This window comes from Polynucleobacter sp. MG-6-Vaara-E2 (assembly GCF_018687695.1).
GTDB lineage: Bacteria > Pseudomonadota > Gammaproteobacteria > Burkholderiales > Burkholderiaceae > Polynucleobacter.
Genome location: NZ_CP061303.1, coordinates 819,581 through 835,868 on the forward strand (window position 1 = coordinate 819,581; position 16,288 = coordinate 835,868).

At 46.7% G+C, this 16,288-nt stretch carries 15 protein-coding genes and 2 tRNA genes; 15 read left to right on the plus strand and 2 right to left on the minus strand.

All coding sequences use genetic code 11. The features are described from left to right. The gene (locus ICV38_RS04345; RefSeq protein WP_215382509.1) at positions 1–1,671 is read right to left on the minus strand and encodes an electron transfer flavoprotein-ubiquinone oxidoreductase; all 1,671 of its coding nucleotides are present in this window, start codon (positions 1,669–1,671) and stop codon (positions 1–3) included. Between the two features lie 158 nt (positions 1,672–1,829). Between ICV38_RS04345 and ICV38_RS04350 the strand changes: the two genes are divergently transcribed. From ICV38_RS04350 to ICV38_RS04415, 14 genes are all read left to right on the plus strand, one after another. Beyond that, the gene (locus ICV38_RS04350; protein ID WP_215382510.1) at positions 1,830–2,531 is read left to right on the plus strand and encodes a CoA transferase subunit A; all 702 of its coding nucleotides are present in this window, start codon (positions 1,830–1,832) and stop codon (positions 2,529–2,531) included. A gap of 13 nt (positions 2,532–2,544) precedes the next feature. Further along, positions 2,545–3,195: a CoA transferase subunit B gene (locus ICV38_RS04355; RefSeq protein ID WP_215382511.1), complete on the plus strand. Its 651-nt coding sequence runs from the start codon at positions 2,545–2,547 to the stop codon at positions 3,193–3,195. A gap of 35 nt (positions 3,196–3,230) precedes the next feature. Continuing rightward, complete coding sequence (locus tag ICV38_RS10375) at positions 3,231–5,102, plus strand: alpha/beta fold hydrolase (RefSeq protein ID WP_215382512.1); 1,872 nt, start codon at positions 3,231–3,233, stop codon at positions 5,100–5,102. A 21-nt stretch (positions 5,103–5,123) separates the two neighbouring features. Next, positions 5,124–7,142 (plus strand): bifunctional (p)ppGpp synthetase/guanosine-3',5'-bis(diphosphate) 3'-pyrophosphohydrolase, encoded by a 2,019-nt coding sequence (locus ICV38_RS04365; RefSeq protein ID WP_215382513.1) that lies wholly within the window; start codon positions 5,124–5,126, stop codon positions 7,140–7,142. Positions 7,143–7,160: 18 nt separating this feature from the next. Further along, positions 7,161–7,237 (plus strand) — tRNA-Val (locus tag ICV38_RS04370). A gap of 100 nt (positions 7,238–7,337) precedes the next feature. Further along, positions 7,338–9,260, plus strand: a complete 1,923-nt coding sequence (gene thrS, locus ICV38_RS04375; RefSeq protein ID WP_215382514.1) for a threonine--tRNA ligase — start codon at positions 7,338–7,340, stop codon at positions 9,258–9,260. A gap of 42 nt (positions 9,261–9,302) precedes the next feature. Further along, the gene (gene infC / locus ICV38_RS04380) at positions 9,303–9,827 is read left to right on the plus strand and encodes a translation initiation factor IF-3 (protein WP_191904683.1); all 525 of its coding nucleotides are present in this window, start codon (positions 9,303–9,305) and stop codon (positions 9,825–9,827) included. A gap of 139 nt (positions 9,828–9,966) precedes the next feature. Then, on the plus strand, positions 9,967–10,164 hold the full coding sequence (gene rpmI, locus ICV38_RS04385; protein WP_114691330.1) for a 50S ribosomal protein L35: 198 nt from the start codon (positions 9,967–9,969) through the stop codon (positions 10,162–10,164). Between the two features lie 25 nt (positions 10,165–10,189). Beyond that, on the plus strand, positions 10,190–10,555 hold the full coding sequence (gene rplT, locus ICV38_RS04390) for a 50S ribosomal protein L20 (protein ID WP_215382515.1): 366 nt from the start codon (positions 10,190–10,192) through the stop codon (positions 10,553–10,555). A gap of 27 nt (positions 10,556–10,582) precedes the next feature. Next, positions 10,583–11,629: a phenylalanine--tRNA ligase subunit alpha gene (gene pheS / locus ICV38_RS04395; RefSeq protein ID WP_215382516.1), complete on the plus strand. Its 1,047-nt coding sequence runs from the start codon at positions 10,583–10,585 to the stop codon at positions 11,627–11,629. 25 nt (positions 11,630–11,654) lie between these two features. Next, on the plus strand, positions 11,655–14,111 hold the full coding sequence (gene pheT, locus ICV38_RS04400; protein WP_215382517.1) for a phenylalanine--tRNA ligase subunit beta: 2,457 nt from the start codon (positions 11,655–11,657) through the stop codon (positions 14,109–14,111). Between the two features lie 59 nt (positions 14,112–14,170). Next, positions 14,171–14,494: an integration host factor subunit alpha gene (locus ICV38_RS04405; RefSeq protein ID WP_215382518.1), complete on the plus strand. Its 324-nt coding sequence runs from the start codon at positions 14,171–14,173 to the stop codon at positions 14,492–14,494. Next, positions 14,472–14,822: a MerR family transcriptional regulator gene (locus ICV38_RS04410; protein ID WP_215382519.1), complete on the plus strand. Its 351-nt coding sequence runs from the start codon at positions 14,472–14,474 to the stop codon at positions 14,820–14,822. The genes ICV38_RS04405 and ICV38_RS04410 overlap by 23 nt, the downstream gene beginning before the upstream one ends. 23 nt (positions 14,823–14,845) lie before the next feature. Next, positions 14,846–14,922, plus strand: a tRNA-Pro gene (locus ICV38_RS04415). A gap of 24 nt (positions 14,923–14,946) precedes the next feature. On the opposite strand, the gene ICV38_RS04420 is transcribed toward ICV38_RS04415, so the two are convergent. After that, positions 14,947–15,492, minus strand: a complete 546-nt coding sequence (locus tag ICV38_RS04420; protein WP_251368241.1) for a YSC84-related protein — start codon at positions 15,490–15,492, stop codon at positions 14,947–14,949. Positions 15,493–15,761: 269 nt separating this feature from the next. Between ICV38_RS04420 and rpsO the strand changes: the two genes are divergently transcribed. After that, complete coding sequence (gene rpsO, locus ICV38_RS04425; RefSeq protein WP_068323724.1) at positions 15,762–16,031, plus strand: 30S ribosomal protein S15; 270 nt, start codon at positions 15,762–15,764, stop codon at positions 16,029–16,031. The last annotated feature ends 257 nt before the right edge of the window (positions 16,032–16,288 follow it).

Below are 16,288 nucleotides of genomic sequence, written 5' to 3' on the forward strand. Positions count from 1 at the left end.
TTACATTGCCCCGTAATTAGGACCACCACCACCTTCAGGGGTGACCCAAACAATGTTTTGACTCGGATCTTTAATATCGCAAGTTTTGCAATGGACGCAATTTTGTGAATTGATCTGCAAGCGTGGCTGTCCATCCGCTTCAACATATTCATAAACGCCCGCGGGGCAGTAGCGCTGCTCTGGACCAGCATAGGTTTTGAGGTTCAGGCTCACCGGTATTGCTGCATCTTTTAGGGTGAGATGAATCGGCTGATTCTCAGCATGGTTTGTATTGGAGATAAACACAGAAGAGAGGCGGTCAAAGCTGATCTTGCCATCTGGCTTTGGGTACTCAATCGGCTTGTGCTGGACTGCGGGTTGCAAACACTCATGATCAGCGTGCTTGAGGTGAATAGTCCATGGCATATTGCCGCCTAGAACCTTTTGCTCAAGACCAACCATGATTGTGCCTAGGTAGAGTCCTTTAGACATCCATGGCTTGAAGTTACGGGCTTGATTCAATTCTGTATGCAACCAGCTATTTTGGAATGCAGTTGGATAGCCAGCCAAGACATCAGCGGAGCGATTGTCGTTCAGTGCGGAGACTGCAGCTTCTGCAGCAAGCATGCCCGTTTTGATTGCTGCATGGCTACCTTTAATACGTGATGCATTTAAGAAGCCGGCATCGCAACCGATGAGTGCACCGCCCGGGAAAACGGTTTTAGGTAGACTATTTAAACCACCAGCAGTCAGTGCACGCGCACCATAAGCAATACGCTTACCACCTTCAAATGTTTCACGAATTTTGGGATGTAACTTGTAGCGTTGGAATTCTTCAAAGGGGGAAAGGTATGGGTTCTTGTAAGAAAGGCCGACTACCAAGCCAACTGCAACCTTGTTATCACCCAAGTGATAGAGGAACGAGCCGCCATAGGTATCGCTCTCTAATGGCCAGCCAGCAGTATGTACTACAAAGCCTGGCTTACTTTTGGAAGGCTCTACTTCCCAGAGTTCCTTGATACCAATGCCATAGCTTTGCGGGTCGGAATCCTTATCTAAAGAGAACTTGTCAATCAGCTGCTTACCTAAATGGCCGCGAGCACCCTCAGCAAACAGGGTGTACTTACCACGTAATTCTATCCCCAGTTGAAATTGATCGGTTGGATTACCTTCTTTATCTATACCCATTGAGCCGGTGATGACACCGCTGACTGCACCTTGCTCGTTATACAAAACTTCTGCTGCAGGAAAGCCTGGGAAAATTTCTACACCGAGGGCTTCTGCTTGTTCGCCTAACCAGCGAGTTACATTAGCCAAGCTCACAATATAGTTGCCTTCATTCTTAAAACAATGCGGCAACATCCAATTAGGAACTTGATAAGAATTATCCGAAGTTAAAAATAGAAATTGATCCTGAGTCACTTCAGTATTGAGTGGGGCGCCCAACTCTTTCCAATTCGGAAAGAGTTCCGTTAGCGCCCTAGGGTCCATGACTGCGCCAGACAAAATATGCGCGCCAATTTCTGAACCCTTTTCTAAAACGCAAACGCTAATGTCTTTACCTGTTTCATTCGCAAGCTGCTTAGCCTTGATGGCGGCTGAAAGACCAGCCGGCCCACCCCCAACAATGACCAGGTCGTAATCCATGGATTCCCTTGGTCCGAATTGTTCTAGTAGCTGGGCCTGATTCATGCAAACTCTCCGAGATTTCTTAAAAATAGGGTATTTCAGCCTAGATAGTTTAGATCGAACTGTCAAAAACCAATTTAGTGCCAGGACTGCCTAGGCTAAAGGGCCTAAGGCGTTATGATTACTTTTTTACCCTTTTTGGCAATATTAGGACAAAAGTCATGAATAAAACTTACCCATCGGCAGTTGATGCCTTGAGGGATATTTTGCAAGATGGACAAAAACTGGCTGTTGGCGGTTTTGGTCTTTGCGGCATTCCTGAAGCCTTGATTCAAGCGGTGAAGGATCTTGGCGCACAAAATCTCACAGCGATTGCGAATAATGCGGGCGTTGATGGGTTTGGTTTGGGGCTTTTGCTCAACTCTCGTCAAGTCAAAAAGATGGTCGCTTCTTATGTTGGCGAAAACAAAGAGTTTGAGCGTCAATATTTAGCTGGTGAATTGGAGTTGGAATTTACCCCACAAGGAACCTTGGCGGAAAAATTGCGTGCAGGTGGATGTGGAATCCCAGCGTTCTATACCAAGACTGGTGTTGGCACTTTGGTTGCCGAAGGTAAAGAAGAAAAAGAATTTGATGGTGAGAAGTACATCATGGAGCGTTCTATCGTCTCCGATATTTCTCTCGTGAAAGCCTGGAAAGCAGATAAATCAGGTAATTTGGTCTACCGCTATACCGCGCGCAACTTCAATCCTGTGGTGGCAATGGCAGGCAAGATTACTGTTGCAGAAGTGGAAGAGATTGTTGAGAACGGCCAATTACATCCTGATGAGATCCACACCCCAGGCATTTATGTCCACCGCTTGGTGCTCCACAAAAATCCAGAGAAGCGCATCGAACAGCGTACTTTGACTGCAAAAGCTTAATAGGAAGACTGATATGCCTTGGACTAGAGATGAAATGGCAGCACGTGCTGCAAAAGAGTTAAAAGACGGTTACTACGTAAACCTTGGTATTGGTATGCCGACTTTGGTGGCTAACCATGTACCAAAAGATATGGAGGTATGGCTTCAGTCTGAGAATGGATTGCTTGGTATTGGCCCATTTCCAACGGAAGAAACGATTGATGCTGACTTGATTAATGCAGGTAAGCAAACCATTACAACTTTGCCTGGCTCTTCTATTTTTTCATCCGCTGATTCCTTTGGAATGATCCGCGGTGGAAAAATTAATATTGCGATCTTGGGTGCAATGCAAGTGAGCGAACATGGCGATCTGGCCAACTGGATGATTCCAGGAAAAATGGTCAAGGGTATGGGTGGTGCAATGGATCTGGTTGCGGGCGTAAAACACGTCGTGGTATTGATGGAGCACGTGGCTAAGAAAAAAGATGGCACTGAAGAGCTTAAGATTTTGCCTAAGTGCACTTTGCCTCTCACCGGTGTTGGTGTGATTAGCCAGATCATTACTGATCTGTGCGTTTTGGATATCACTCCGAAAGGTTTGAAGTTGATTGAATTGGCTCCTGGCGTCACTAAGGAAGAAGTGATTGCCAAAACTGGTGCCCCTGTTGATACAACGGGTTTATAACAACCGTCATCATTTAATGGAATAATGGGTTCACCATGTCGGGCGCCCATCATCACCATTCCAAGCCAGTAAAACCCCAGAGTCATTCTGGGGTTGATCCTTCCTTGCATGCTCATAAAAAAGGGGATGCAAAGCATTCTCATAGCAAAGAAGTTTCTAATCAAAATTTACTGTTGATCGCTTTGGTGCTCACTCTAGGTTTTTCTGGAGTTGAAGGTGCCGCAGCGTATTTTGCTAATTCACTAGCCCTGATTTCAGATGCAGGTCACATGGTGACCGATGCAGCTGCGCTAGGGTTGGCGCTCTTGGCGCAAATTATTTCTCGTAGACCGCCATCGCCAAAACACTCATTTGGATTTGGCAGAGCAGAGGCCTTAGCAGCATTTGTCAACAGCATTGCAATGCTGGGCTTAGTGCTTTGGATTGTAATTGAGGCAGTGAGCCGTTTTGCAAACCCGCACAAAGTTGACGGTTTAACTGTTACGGTGGTAGCTGCCATCGGTCTTCTGATGAATATCGTTGTGGCGTTCGTGCTCTCGCGCGACAAAAAAAGCGTTAATACGCGTGCAGCCTTAGTGCATGTCATGGGCGATTTGCTGGGCTCGGTAGCAGCATTGGTGGCAGGTGTTGTGATTCAGCTTACTGGCTGGATGCCGATCGATGCCATTCTTTCGATCCTGGTTTCACTGCTCATCCTGAAGTCCACGATTTCAATTCTGCATGAGTCCTATCATTTTTTAATGGAAGGTGTACCGCTACATATAGATTATCTACAGGTGGGTAAAGATCTGAAAGCTGTGCCAGGGGTATTGGCTGTGCATGACTTGCATGTGTGGGAGATGACTCCCAGCTTTCCAGCGCTGATTGGCCATATTGAGATTGCCAACATTCAAGAGTGGCCAGCCATCATGCAAAGAATCAACCAAATGCTGTTGGATAAGCATGGTATTGATCACGTGACCTTGCAGCCTGAAGAGGTACATGCAGTGATTGACTGTATTGAAGATCCACAAGCTCATGAGCATCACGATGATCTTGAATCAGCAATGCACAATGGCGATACTTTTTATGTGCAATGTACAAGTGGTAAGCAAACCTATCGCATGGCTTATCACGCATGGGGCAACCCGAATAATTCCAAAGTCTTGCTTTGTGTCCACGGCTTAACCAGACGCGGCAGTGATTTCAAGACACTCGCACAAGCCATGTGCAAAGACTATTACGTTGTTTGTCCAGATATCGTTGGCCGTGGCGATTCAGATCGTTTATCCAATCCGATGCAATATGCCGTGCCTCAATACGTTGCTGACATCGCGGAGCTGGTTAAAAAGCTAGGAGTTACGCAAGTCGATTGGTTTGGAACTTCCATGGGCGGATTAATTGGCATGGTCTATGCAGCGATGCCAAACTCTCCCATCCGCAGAATGTTGATTAATGACGTTGGCCCACGGATAGAACCCGAGGCAATTCAGCGCTTAGGCTCTTATGTAGGCCAGCCATTTGCTTTTGCTAATCGCCATGATGCACTCACACGCTTAAATCAAATCTGCGCTTCATTTGGTGAGCACACACCGGCCGAGTGGGAAATTTATAACGGGCCAATGTTGGTTGAGAATAATGGTCAATGGATCATGCACTATGACCCCAATATTTCGGTGCCTTTTGCTACAGTCAACCCCATTATGGCTAAAGCTGGGGAGATGGCGATGTGGCATGCATTTAAGCAAATTCATATCCTGATATTGATTGTGCGCGGTGGTGATTCTGATCTGCTATCTGCCGCAACCGTTGCCGAGATGTGCAAAGTCAATCCCTATGCCCGTAGCATTGAAATTCCCAATGTTGGACATGCACCAGCATTTGTAAAGCCAGAACAAGTTGCTTTAGCAAAAGAATTCTTTAGTTAATCTTTTATCTCATTTTTGCCAATGGCAAATACGCCTACTAAACCCGAAAAAGCTTCTCTCTTTCAGGATGCTTGGTATGGTGAACCAGCTGAGACACACGCCCATGGTGTTGCACAGATATTGCAATCACTCAATTTGGATGAGGCAACTTTAATTGCAGCAAACAATATTGCCCGCACTCACAGCAAAGAGGCTCTCACTAAGCTAGTCGGAGAAGAGCCTGCCAAACTCCTAATAAGTTATCGAGGTTTGCGTCAGGCGCAGGCGAAGTTGGTGCGCGAAGATGGCGGGCTAAGTGTTTCTGGTCAAGAGGAGATGCTGCGCAAAATGCTTTTGGCATTTGGCGATGACTTAAGAGTTATTCTGATTTATCTTGCCTCCCGACTTCAGACCTTACGCTGGGTTACTCAAGAGAAGATCGAGATGCCCGCACCCTGGGCACAAGAAATTCTCAATATTGATGCTTCTTTGGCAAATCGTTTAGGTATCTGGCAAATGAAGTGGGAGATGGAGGATTTGGCCTTCCGCGTTCTATCACCAGTGGTCTATCGCGATATCGCCAAGATGCTCGATGCCAAGCGGATTGAGCGCCAGGCATTTATTGAGCGCATTGTGCGAGAACTTCAAGCAGAGTTAAAGGCGGCTCACATCCCTGGAGACGTATTGGGTAGACCAAAACATATCTACAGCATTTGGAAAAAAATGCAGGGTAAGTCACTCGACTTTGCCAATCTGTATGACGTGAGAGCATTTCGGGTTCTGGTTGAGGATGTAAAAACGTGTTATGCCGTATTGGGTATCGTGCATAACGTCTGGCAACCGGTGCCTCGTGAGTTTGATGACTACATTGCTAGACCTAAGCCCAACGGTTATCAATCGCTGCATACCGTCGTCATGAATGAAGACGGAACTGCATTTGAAATTCAGGTGCGCACCCGTGAGATGCATCAGCAAGCTGAGTATGGTTTAGCTGCACACTGGCGTTATAAGGAGGGCGCTTATGCTGGTATGGCCACACCTCCCAGGACAAATAAGCCCAGTATCAATCACCAACAGGGCACACATAGCGCTGAAGTTGCGTACGAAAGACAGATTGCTTGGGCAAGGCAATTGATCTCGTGGAAAGAGGATGCTTGGGAGCAGCTCAAGCATCATGAAATCGATGATCATATTTATGTGCTGACACCACTAGGGAAGGTGATCTCTTTGGAGAAAGGATCAACTCCCATCGACTTTGCTTATGCTGTTCACACGAATTTAGGTCATCGTTGTCGTGGCGCGCGCGTTGATGGTGCAATGGTGCCTCTTGAGACTGCACTTAAGAATGGTCAAACTGTTGAGATCATTGCAGTCAAGCATGGCGGCCCATCGCGTGATTGGATTAGTCCGGATAAGCATTACGTACGCTCGCAAAGAGCGCGTCAGCGAGTACGTGCTTGGTTTAATGCACTCGATGATGAAGAGGCTGGTCAAGTTTCAAAAGCCCCGGACATTAAAGCGGAAGCCAATCTTGAAGTAAAACCTACTACTCCAGAAATTATTCTGCGCCATAGCAGTCGTAAAACCGGGCAGGTTGGTGATGTCTTAGTAGTTGGAGTGGATTCATTGCTAACGCAATTAGCGCGTTGCTGCAGACCTGTACCACCAGATCCTATCGCGGGATTTGTGACTCAAGGTAGAGGAGTCTCCATTCATCGCCGTTCTTGTAAAACATTCAGGGGTCTATTAGATAGAGCGCCTGAAAGAGTTATTCAGACAGCTTGGACAGCATCCGTTTCTAACCCTGAAGTAAGTTCAGAGCAAAAACGGGTCTTCCCGGCAGACCTGGTAGTAACTGGATTAGATCGAGCTGAACTCATGCGGGAGCTATTTGAGATTCTGACGCGTCAAGGTGTTCATGTGACTGATTTACGCAAATCGACCAAAAAAGGTCTGGCACAGATCCTTTTGACGGTTGAGGTGAAGGATTCTGAAGTATTAAGGGTGGTTCAAAATAGCCTAGAAGAGGTCAAAGGGGTCACCCAAGTACGTCGCCGGTGATAAACTCTAGGGCTGTATAGGCTCGTAGCTCAGCTGGTTAGAGCACCACCTTGACATGGTGGGGGTCGTTGGTTCGAGTCCAATCGAGCCTACCAACGAATAATGACCCAGAGGCGCGGTTGCCCACAAGCTACCGCGCTTTCTTTTTAGGTTGATGTATTAAAGCTGTTGTTCAGTTAATAAGATGGAGTTGTTATGCCAGTAGTTACTCTGCCCGATGGATCAAAACGTGAGTTTGATGCTCCCGTTCGTGTAGCGGATGTTGCCCAAAGCATCGGCAGTGGGCTAGCCAAAGCAGCCCTTGGCGGTATTGTTGATGGCAAGATGGTCGATACCAGCTTCTTGATTGATAAAGATGCCCAGCTTGCCATCATTACTGATAAGAGTCCTGAGGCCTTAGAGATTGTGCGTCACTCAACAGCGCACTTATTGGCATACGCTGTAAAAGAATTATTCCCGGAAGCACAAGTCACCATCGGCCCAGTTGTTGACAATGGTTTTTACTATGACTTTTCTTATCACCGCCCATTCACACCAGATGATTTGGTAGCGTTAGAAAAGAAAATGACTGAGCTTGCTAAAAAAGACGAGCCAGTGGTGCGCAGTGTTATGCCACGCGATGAAGCTGTCACATTTTTCAAGGATCAAGGCGAACATTACAAAGCTGAAATCATTGCTAGCATTCCGCAGAATGAGGATGTCTCGCTTTACGCAGAAGGGAAGTTCACCGACCTTTGTCGAGGGCCTCACGTGCCTTCCACTGGCAAATTAAAAGTATTTAAGTTGATGAAGCTTGCTGGCGCTTACTGGCGTGGTGACAGTAAGAATGAGATGTTACAGCGTATCTACGGCACGGCCTGGTTGCGCAAAGAAGATCAAGACGCTTACTTGCATATGCTTGAAGAGTCTGAAAAACGTGATCATCGCCGCCTAGGAAAGCAGCTTGATTTGTTCCATTTCCAGGAAGAAGCTCCCGGCCTGATTTTCTGGCATCCAAAGGGTTGGTCTATTTGGCAAGAAGTAGAGCAATACATGCGACGCGTGTATCAACAGGAAGGTTACCAAGAGGTGAAAGCGCCTCAGATTCTGGATCGCGCGCTTTGGGAAAAATCAGGTCACTGGGAAAACTATAAAGAGAATATGTTTACGACCGAGTCGGAGAATCGGGCTTATGCATTAAAGCCGATGAACTGCCCAGGTCACGTGCAAATTTATAACTCGGGCTTACATAGCTATCGTGAGCTGCCATTGCGCTTTGGTGAGTTTGGTCAATGTCATCGTAACGAACCCTCAGGCGCATTGCATGGCTTGATGCGTGTGCGTGGTTTCACGCAAGATGATGGCCATATTTTCTGTACTGAAGACCAGATTCAGTCTGAGGTCGCTCAGTTCGATAAAGCGGTACGTGCCGTTTATCAAGACTTCGGCTTTGCCGAAGTCGCTGTGAAGTTGGCTCTCCGTCCGGAAAAGCGTGTTGGTGATGATGCGATTTGGGATAAAGCAGAGGAAGCACTTCGCGGTGCCTTAAAGGCTTCTGGTCAAGAATGGGAAGAATTACCAGGTGAGGGAGCTTTTTACGGTCCAAAGATCGAATACCACCTCAAGGACTCTATAGGGCGAACATGGCAGTGTGGCACGATTCAGGTCGACTTCTCAATGCCGGCTCGTCTTGGTGCTGAATATGTGGCTGAAGATAACAGCCGCAAGACCCCAGTCATGCTCCATAGGGCAATTGTGGGCTCTTTAGAACGTTTTATCGGCATTTTGATCGAAAACCACGCTGGAAATATGCCGGTTTGGCTCGCCCCAACGCAGGCTGTGGTCCTCAATATCTCTGGAAATTCTGCTGCATATGCACAACAAGTGCAGCAATTGCTGAAAAAACAAGGGTTTAGAGTCGAATCCGATTTGCGGAACGAGAAAATTACGTATAAAATACGCGAGCACGCATTACAGAAGATCCCATTTTTGCTTGTCGTAGGGGATAAGGAATCAGAAAGTAATACGGTGGCCGTTCGTGCCCGTGGCGGAGTGGATTTGGGTGTAATGCCTATTGATGCCTTCGTTGCCCGACTCCAGCAGGATATATCCCAGAAAGTCGGACCCGAGCCTAGCTAGGGTTAGAGCGGTGTTTATTGTTTTTTTAAAGGAATTAAGAAGATCGCTACTGAAAAATTGCAGCGCATTAACCGGGAAATTACTGCTCCTGAAGTGCGTTTGATTGGAATTGATGGAGAGCCCATCGGTGTAGTTAAGTTGAGTGAAGCCTTGGCTGCAGCAGAAGAGAAAGAGACCGATTTGGTTGAAATTGCTCCGACAGCTGTGCCACCTGTAGTCCGAATCATGGACTTTGGCAAATTCAAGTACCAAGAAGCGAAGCGGATGCATGAAGCTAAGCTGAAGCAAAAAGTGATTCAGGTGAAGGAAGTTAAATTCCGTCCCGGCACTGATGATGGTGACTACGGTGTGAAGCTACGCAATTTAATCCGCTTTTTGGAAGATGGCGATAAGACAAAAATTACGCTACGTTTTCGGGGTCGTGAAATGGCCCACCAAGAAATCGGAGCAAGAATGTTGGAACGTTTGAAGTTGGACTTACAAGAGTTTGGCCAAGTTGAACAGTTTCCTAAGATGGAAGGTCGCCAGATGGTGATGGTATTGGCCCCCATTCGTAAGGCTAAGTAACTAGGTTTTACCTGGTTCTTATGTAGGGAGGCACCTGAGGTAACAACTAAAGGTGCTGGCAGTTTGAAGTGCTTCTGGGTACAGGAAGAGTAACCGTCGGTTACCACCTATGTTGCACAAGTAGAAGAAAGGGTGCTTTATGCCCAAGATGAAGAGCAAGAGTAGCGCTAAGAAGCGCTTCACGGTTCGCGCAGGCGGAACGATCAAACGAGGTCAGGCTTTCAAACGCCACATCCTCACTAAGAAGACCACCAAGAACAAGCGTCATTTGCGTGGTTCCACAGAAGTTGCGAAATCTGATGTTAAGTCAATTCGCTCCATGCTTCCTTACGCTTAACCTCAGACTAGATTAGGAGAATTTAATGCCAAGAGTCAAACGTGGGGTTACAGCAAGAGCCCGTCATAAGAAAATTACCGATGCCGCAACAGGTTACCGCGGTCGTCGTAAAAACGTATTCCGTATTGCTAAGCAAGCGGTTATGCGTGCTGGTCAATATGCATATCGTGACCGTCGCAATAAGAAACGTGTATTCCGCGCTTTGTGGATTGCTCGTATCAATGCGGCAGTTCGTGAGCATGACATGACCTACAGCGTATTTATGAATGGTATGAAGAAAGCCGCAATCGAACTCGATCGCAAAGTGCTTTCTGATATGGCTATTGCTGACAAAGCGGCTTTTGCTGCTTTGGTTACTCGGATCAAATCCGTAGTAAACGCTGCAGCTTAATTCTTAGTTTCTATAAACTAAGCTGCAATGGTTTCTCTCGACCAAATTGTCGAGGATGCTAAACGTGATTTCTCTGGAGCTGCCGATTCGGCGGCTCTTGAGGACGCGAAAGCCAAGTATCTCGGTAAATCAGGTGTTCTCACTGAGCGCTTAAAAGCGCTTGGTGGAATGTCGCCTGAGGAGCGCAAGAGTGCTGGCGCCCAAATTAATCAAATCAAAACTCAAGTAGAAGCTGCGTTACAAGACCGCCGTCAAGCCTTGGCTGATGCTGTCCTGCTGCAACGCTTGGCTGCTGAATCGATTGACGTGTCCTTGCCGGGGCGCGGTCAAGCGGTAGGTAGCTTGCATCCGGTGATGCGAACTTGGGAGCGGGTTGAAGAAATCTTCCGCTCCATTGGTTTTGATGTGGCTGATGGCCCTGAAATTGAAACGGATTGGTTTAATTTCACAGCCCTCAATAGCCCAGAGAATCATCCTGCTCGTTCAATGCAGGATACCTTTTACATTGATGGCAAAGATGCTCATGAAAAGCCTTTGCTACTGCGTACTCACACCAGCCCGATACAAGTGCGCTATGCCAGTGAACATGTAAAGAAATATGCCAGCGCAGATGTGATGCCGCCGATTAAGGTGATTGCTCCAGGCAGAACCTATCGCGTAGATAGTGATGCAACCCATTCACCCATGTTTCACCAGGTAGAGGGTTTGTGGATTGCTGAGAGCGTTTCGTTTGCAGATCTTAAAGGCGTCTACACCGACTTCTTGAGAACTTTTTTTGAGACGAATGAATTGCAGGTTCGTTTCCGCCCATCCTATTTCCCATTCACAGAACCTTCTGCTGAAATCGATATGGCCTTTGGTAGCGGCAAGCTTGCTGGTCGTTGGCTGGAAATCTCCGGAGCAGGGCAGGTTCATCCGAATGTATTGCGTAATATGGGTATTGATCCAGAGCGCTACACTGGCTTTGCCTTTGGCTCAGGTCTAGAGCGTCTCACCATGTTGCGTTACGGCGTGGATGACCTGCGCCTGTTCTTTGAAAATGACTTGCGCTTCTTGGCGCAATTTCCTGCATAACAATCACCTCATCTAAGATCGCGCTATGCAATTCTCAGAATCTTGGCTTCGTCAATACGTGAACCCATCGCTTGATAGTGATGCACTGGGTCATGCCATGACTATGGCTGGCTTAGAAGTCGAAGAGCAGCATTCTGTAGCGCCAGCATTTACGAAGATTGTGATTGCGCAAATTTTGTCTGCTGAGCAACACCCTGATGCAGATCGTTTGCGTGTTTGTAAAGTGGACGCAGGTACTGGGCAAGAATTACAAATTGTTTGCGGTGCGCCCAATGCACGTGCTGGCATTAAGATTCCCTGTGCCATGGTTGGCGCCGAATTGCCTCCTGCAGAAGCTGGTGGTAAGCCTTTCATGATTAAGGTTGGTAAATTGCGTGGCGTTGAGAGCCAAGGCATGCTGTGCTCTGGACGTGAACTTGGTCTTGGGGATGATCACGAAGGCATTCTCGAGCTGCCGGCTGATGCACCTATTGGTGAAGATATTCGAAAGTATCTCGACTTAGATGATCAAGTGTTTGTCATCAAGTTAACTCCAAATAAAGCTGACTGCTTATCTTTGATGGGTATGGCAAGAGAAGTCTCCGCTATCACCGGTGCCGCACTTTGTGCCCCTAAATGGAATGCACCAGCAGTATCGATTGATGACAAGCGTAAAGTAACCGTAGAGAGCAAAGAGCTTTGTGGTCGATTTGCCGGACGCGTGATTCGCGGCGTTAATCTACAGGCGAAAACGCCAGAGTGGATCGTTAAGCGTCTCAATCGCGCTGGTCAAAGAAGCATCTCCGCTTTGGTAGACCTTTCTAACTACGTCATGTTAGAAATGGGTCAACCTACCCATGTGTTTGATATCGATATGCTGGATGGTGATATCACTGTGCGCTGGGCTAAAGCAGGTGAAACGCTGGAGCTTTTGAATGGTCAAACAGTCACTTTGCAAGGTCCTGACTCTGCAGGTAAGTTACAAGAAGCTGGTGTAGTAGCTGACCAAAAAGGTCCTGTCGCTTTGGCGGGCATTATGGGCGGTAATCACTGTGCAGTGGCTGATGAGACCAAAAATATTTATGTAGAAGCAGCGTATTGGCTTCCTTCTGCTATTCAGGGCCGTGCTCGTCGTTTCAATTTCAGCACCGATGCTGCGCATCGCTTTGAACGCGGTGTAGACCCCCAAAATACGGTGAATTGCCTCGAGTATCTGTCTTCACTCATTTTGGAAGTATGTGGCGGCCAAGCTGGTCCCGTGGATGATCAAGTGCTTAACGTACCAGAGCGTAAAGCTGTGAAGATGCGTTTAGCGAGAGCAGAAAAAGTTATTGGTATTCCGCTTACTGCAGAAGTGGTTGCCGATGTATTTAAGCGCCTTGGTTTTGAATTTAAGCAAGATGGCGATGTATTTACTGTCACAGCACCAAGCTATCGTTTTGATATTGAAATCGAAGAAGACTTAATTGAAGAAGTCGCGCGGATGTATGGTTTTGAAAACATTCCTGACACGCCACCATTAGCTTCACTCAAAATGAGTGCTAAAGCAGAAGCTAAGCGCGGTATTCATTTGCTTCGTCAGCGTTTAGCCTTACAAGGCTATCAAGAAGCTGTGAATTTTGGATTTATCGATCTTGAGAGTGAACAGCGTCTTGTAGGTGCAAAAGATCAAGACCTGATTAAGGTGCTTAATCCGATTGCCAACCAATATGGTGTCATGCGCAGCAACCTGTGGGGTGGATTACTCGGTAACCTCAAGACCAATTTGAACCGTGGAGCAGGGCGTGTACGCCTCTTTGAGACAGGACGCGTATTTAAGCGGGACACCAGCGTTCTCGAGGCAGATGGCAAAGTAGCCGGATTTGCTCAGCCGCAAAAATTTGGTGGTCTTTCTTATGGTTCCTTCGTTCCTGAGCAGTGGGCTAACCCAACAAGAGCGGTAGATTTCTTTGATGTCAAGGGTGATCTAGAGCGTGTATTAGATCCTTTACGCATTGTGACTGAAGCAGCCCAACATCCTGCTTTGCACCCTGGCCGCAGCGCAAAAATATTTTTGCTAGCTGGCAAGAATCGTATTGAGGTTGGCTGGATTGGTGAGTTGCATCCAGGCTTACAACAGGCCTATGAATTACCACAGGCGCCAGTCATGTTCGAATTGGATTTAGAACCTATTCGCAATCTTGGTTTGCCCGTTCCAGAAGAGTTAAGCAAGTTTCCTGCGGTGCAGCGCGACTTAGCGCTAGTAGTAAAGCAAGCTATTTCTGCACAATCTTTATTGGACGCAATGGCAGCATCAAAGCAGAGTTTTGTGCGTGCAATCGAATTGTTTGATGAATTTAAGCCGAAGGCTGGTTCGAGCAGCATGGCTGATGATGAGAAGAGTCTGGCCTTTCGGGTGACCTTATTAAATCCTCATGAAACATTGCAGGACGCACAAATTGACGCTGTTATGACGGCTTTATTGGGTGCAGTAGAAAAAAAATGCGCTGCTCGTCTGCGCTAGGTTTACTATTACAGTAATAACGAAAAATATTGAATGCAGAGTTACAAAAGAGACTATCAATGAACGAAATCATTTCCAACGATACCGTTACAAAAAACGAACTCTCAGAGGCACTCTTTGATCAGGTTGGCTTAAACAAGCGTGAAGCAAAAGATATGATCGATGCATTTTTTGATCGTATTGGTCAATCGCTTGAGTCTGGAACTGAAGTAAAAATTTCAGGCTTTGGTAATTTTCAGTTGCGCAATAAATCGGCTCGTCCTGGCCGAAATCCAAAGACAGGTCAAATGATTCCCATAGCTGCAAGGCGTGTAGTTACTTTTCATGCAAGTCAAAAGCTTAAAGATGTAGTGGAGTCACATGCTCGAGAAAACCGAGTTTGATGTTAGCTCGACACTTTCGAGCTCTCAACTTCCCCCTATTCCTGCTAAGCGCTATTTCACTATTGGTGAGGTAGCAGACCTTTGCGGCGTGCGTTCCCACGTTCTGCGCTACTGGGAGCAAGAGTTTTCTCAGTTGAGCCCGCAAAAACGTCGCGGTAATCGTCGCTACTATCAACACCATGAGGTGGTATTGATTCGTAAAATTCGTACACTACTGTACGAAGAGGGTTTCACTATCAGTGGCGCGAGAAATCGTCTTGATGAGGCGCGTGGTGAACTCCGTTTGCGCGAAGAATTGCAAGCAGTTCTGCAAATTCTGTCGAAGTAGATACTGCTACAATTTTCTTTCGTCGGGGCGTAGCGCAGCCTGGTAGCGTACATGCATGGGGTGCATGTGGTCGGAGGTTCAAATCCTCTCGCCCCGACCAATTCATGGTTCCCCGATTCTCTAATTACTTATTCAGGGTGCTGTCTTTATAGTATTTGGTCCCTTTTCCAGTAATCTCTGCAGCCAAGCCAGAGTCTGTTAATTGATACATCAATACTCCTGGAGCAACAAGAGTAGCATCTTGATAGGCTCCACCGTCTTTTTCGTATTTCGCTGCCGCGGTGACTTGACCACCAAAAGTCCAGCCTGAGTTCACAAAATCATTCAGGGCGGTTTCATTTTGGAATATGAAGATGTTCTGAAAAGACTTCAAGCCAAATCCTAGGCCGGCTTGAACTTCGGCCATATTCATATAAATCGGATTGGAATTGAATTTATTGATAACTACACCCGTTCCCGAGCCACCACCAGCAATCAAAATTTTCATACCGAAATTGCTAAAGGTTGCATATCCCACTGATTTTTCAATGATGTCTCTTGCCTTAGGTTCAGTCGCGTATAGCGCTTTGAGAATTTGTTCATTCTTCTGAAGTATTTCTTGGCGCTGTTGAGCTACCGTTTTATCTTCGCCAAATGGGTTCGAAAATTGAGCCCAAACGGCAGTATTCATGCAAAAAAAGAGGGTGATAAGGGTTGCCAGAGGGCGGTAAATAGCATTCATATTTTGTAAGTTATTGATTTAAATAGTTAATTTATATATTGCGGAGGTATTGGTACCCTCAGAATACCAATATCGGTAGGGCAATTCGCTCTTTAAGATCCTCATCTGCTACAATTCGATGGCTTTGATTTGTAAAGCTTTTTTTGTTTTATTTTGTTAATAACGCACGACACAAATTGGGTGAAAGCTCGAGTGTTCGCAAGTAAGGAGTATTAAAAATGGCAGTTGCTGATATCAAAACGGCGGAAATCGTCAAAGAAAACGCGCGCAGCGCAAACGATACGGGTAGTCCAGAAGTGCAAGTTTCTTTGCTCACAGCCCGCATCAATGAATTAACCCCCCATTTCAAGGCTAACGCTAAAGACCATCACAGCCGTCGCGGTTTGTTGAAGATGGTTTCACGTCGCCGTCGCCTCTTGGATTACCTCAAAGGCAAAGATCTGGATCGCTATCGCGCATTGATCGAGAAATTAGGTCTCCGTAAGTAATTCTTATCGGTATTGCAATGCCATCTCACTTAGGGTTGTTTCTTTGCAGAATCAGTCTTAAGAAGATGGCATGTTTTTTGAGCGCTTTTAGATTATTTGTGTAGGGGATCGTGTCATTCCAATGAGCTTCTGATGTCAGAGTCTCCCTGGAATGGCATCCCTTGTAATCCTTAATCGCTCCAGTGTTGTCGTGACACTGCTTTATCCCACGACAAGCGTAATGCTCATGTGAGTCTTACGTGAACAATTTGGAGAAG

Coding starts and splice junctions, on each gene's coding strand:
- ICV38_RS04345 (WP_215382509.1), bottom strand. CDS start 1,671: ATGAATCAGGCCCAGCTACTAGAACAATTCGGACCAAGGGAATCCATG.
- ICV38_RS04350 (WP_215382510.1), top strand. CDS start 1,830: ATGAATAAAACTTACCCATCGGCAGTTGATGCCTTGAGGGATATTTTG.
- ICV38_RS04355 (WP_215382511.1), top strand. CDS start 2,545: ATGCCTTGGACTAGAGATGAAATGGCAGCACGTGCTGCAAAAGAGTTA.
- ICV38_RS10375 (WP_215382512.1), top strand. CDS start 3,231: ATGTCGGGCGCCCATCATCACCATTCCAAGCCAGTAAAACCCCAGAGT.
- ICV38_RS04365 (WP_215382513.1), top strand. CDS start 5,124: ATGGCAAATACGCCTACTAAACCCGAAAAAGCTTCTCTCTTTCAGGAT.
- thrS (WP_215382514.1), top strand. CDS start 7,338: ATGCCAGTAGTTACTCTGCCCGATGGATCAAAACGTGAGTTTGATGCT.
- rpmI (WP_114691330.1), top strand. CDS start 9,967: ATGCCCAAGATGAAGAGCAAGAGTAGCGCTAAGAAGCGCTTCACGGTT.
- rplT (WP_215382515.1), top strand. CDS start 10,190: ATGCCAAGAGTCAAACGTGGGGTTACAGCAAGAGCCCGTCATAAGAAA.
- pheS (WP_215382516.1), top strand. CDS start 10,583: ATGGTTTCTCTCGACCAAATTGTCGAGGATGCTAAACGTGATTTCTCT.
- pheT (WP_215382517.1), top strand. CDS start 11,655: ATGCAATTCTCAGAATCTTGGCTTCGTCAATACGTGAACCCATCGCTT.
- ICV38_RS04405 (WP_215382518.1), top strand. CDS start 14,171: ATGAACGAAATCATTTCCAACGATACCGTTACAAAAAACGAACTCTCA.
- ICV38_RS04410 (WP_215382519.1), top strand. CDS start 14,472: ATGCTCGAGAAAACCGAGTTTGATGTTAGCTCGACACTTTCGAGCTCT.
- ICV38_RS04420 (WP_251368241.1), bottom strand. CDS start 15,492: ATGAATACTGCCGTTTGGGCTCAATTTTCGAACCCATTTGGCGAAGAT.
- rpsO (WP_068323724.1), top strand. CDS start 15,762: ATGGCAGTTGCTGATATCAAAACGGCGGAAATCGTCAAAGAAAACGCG.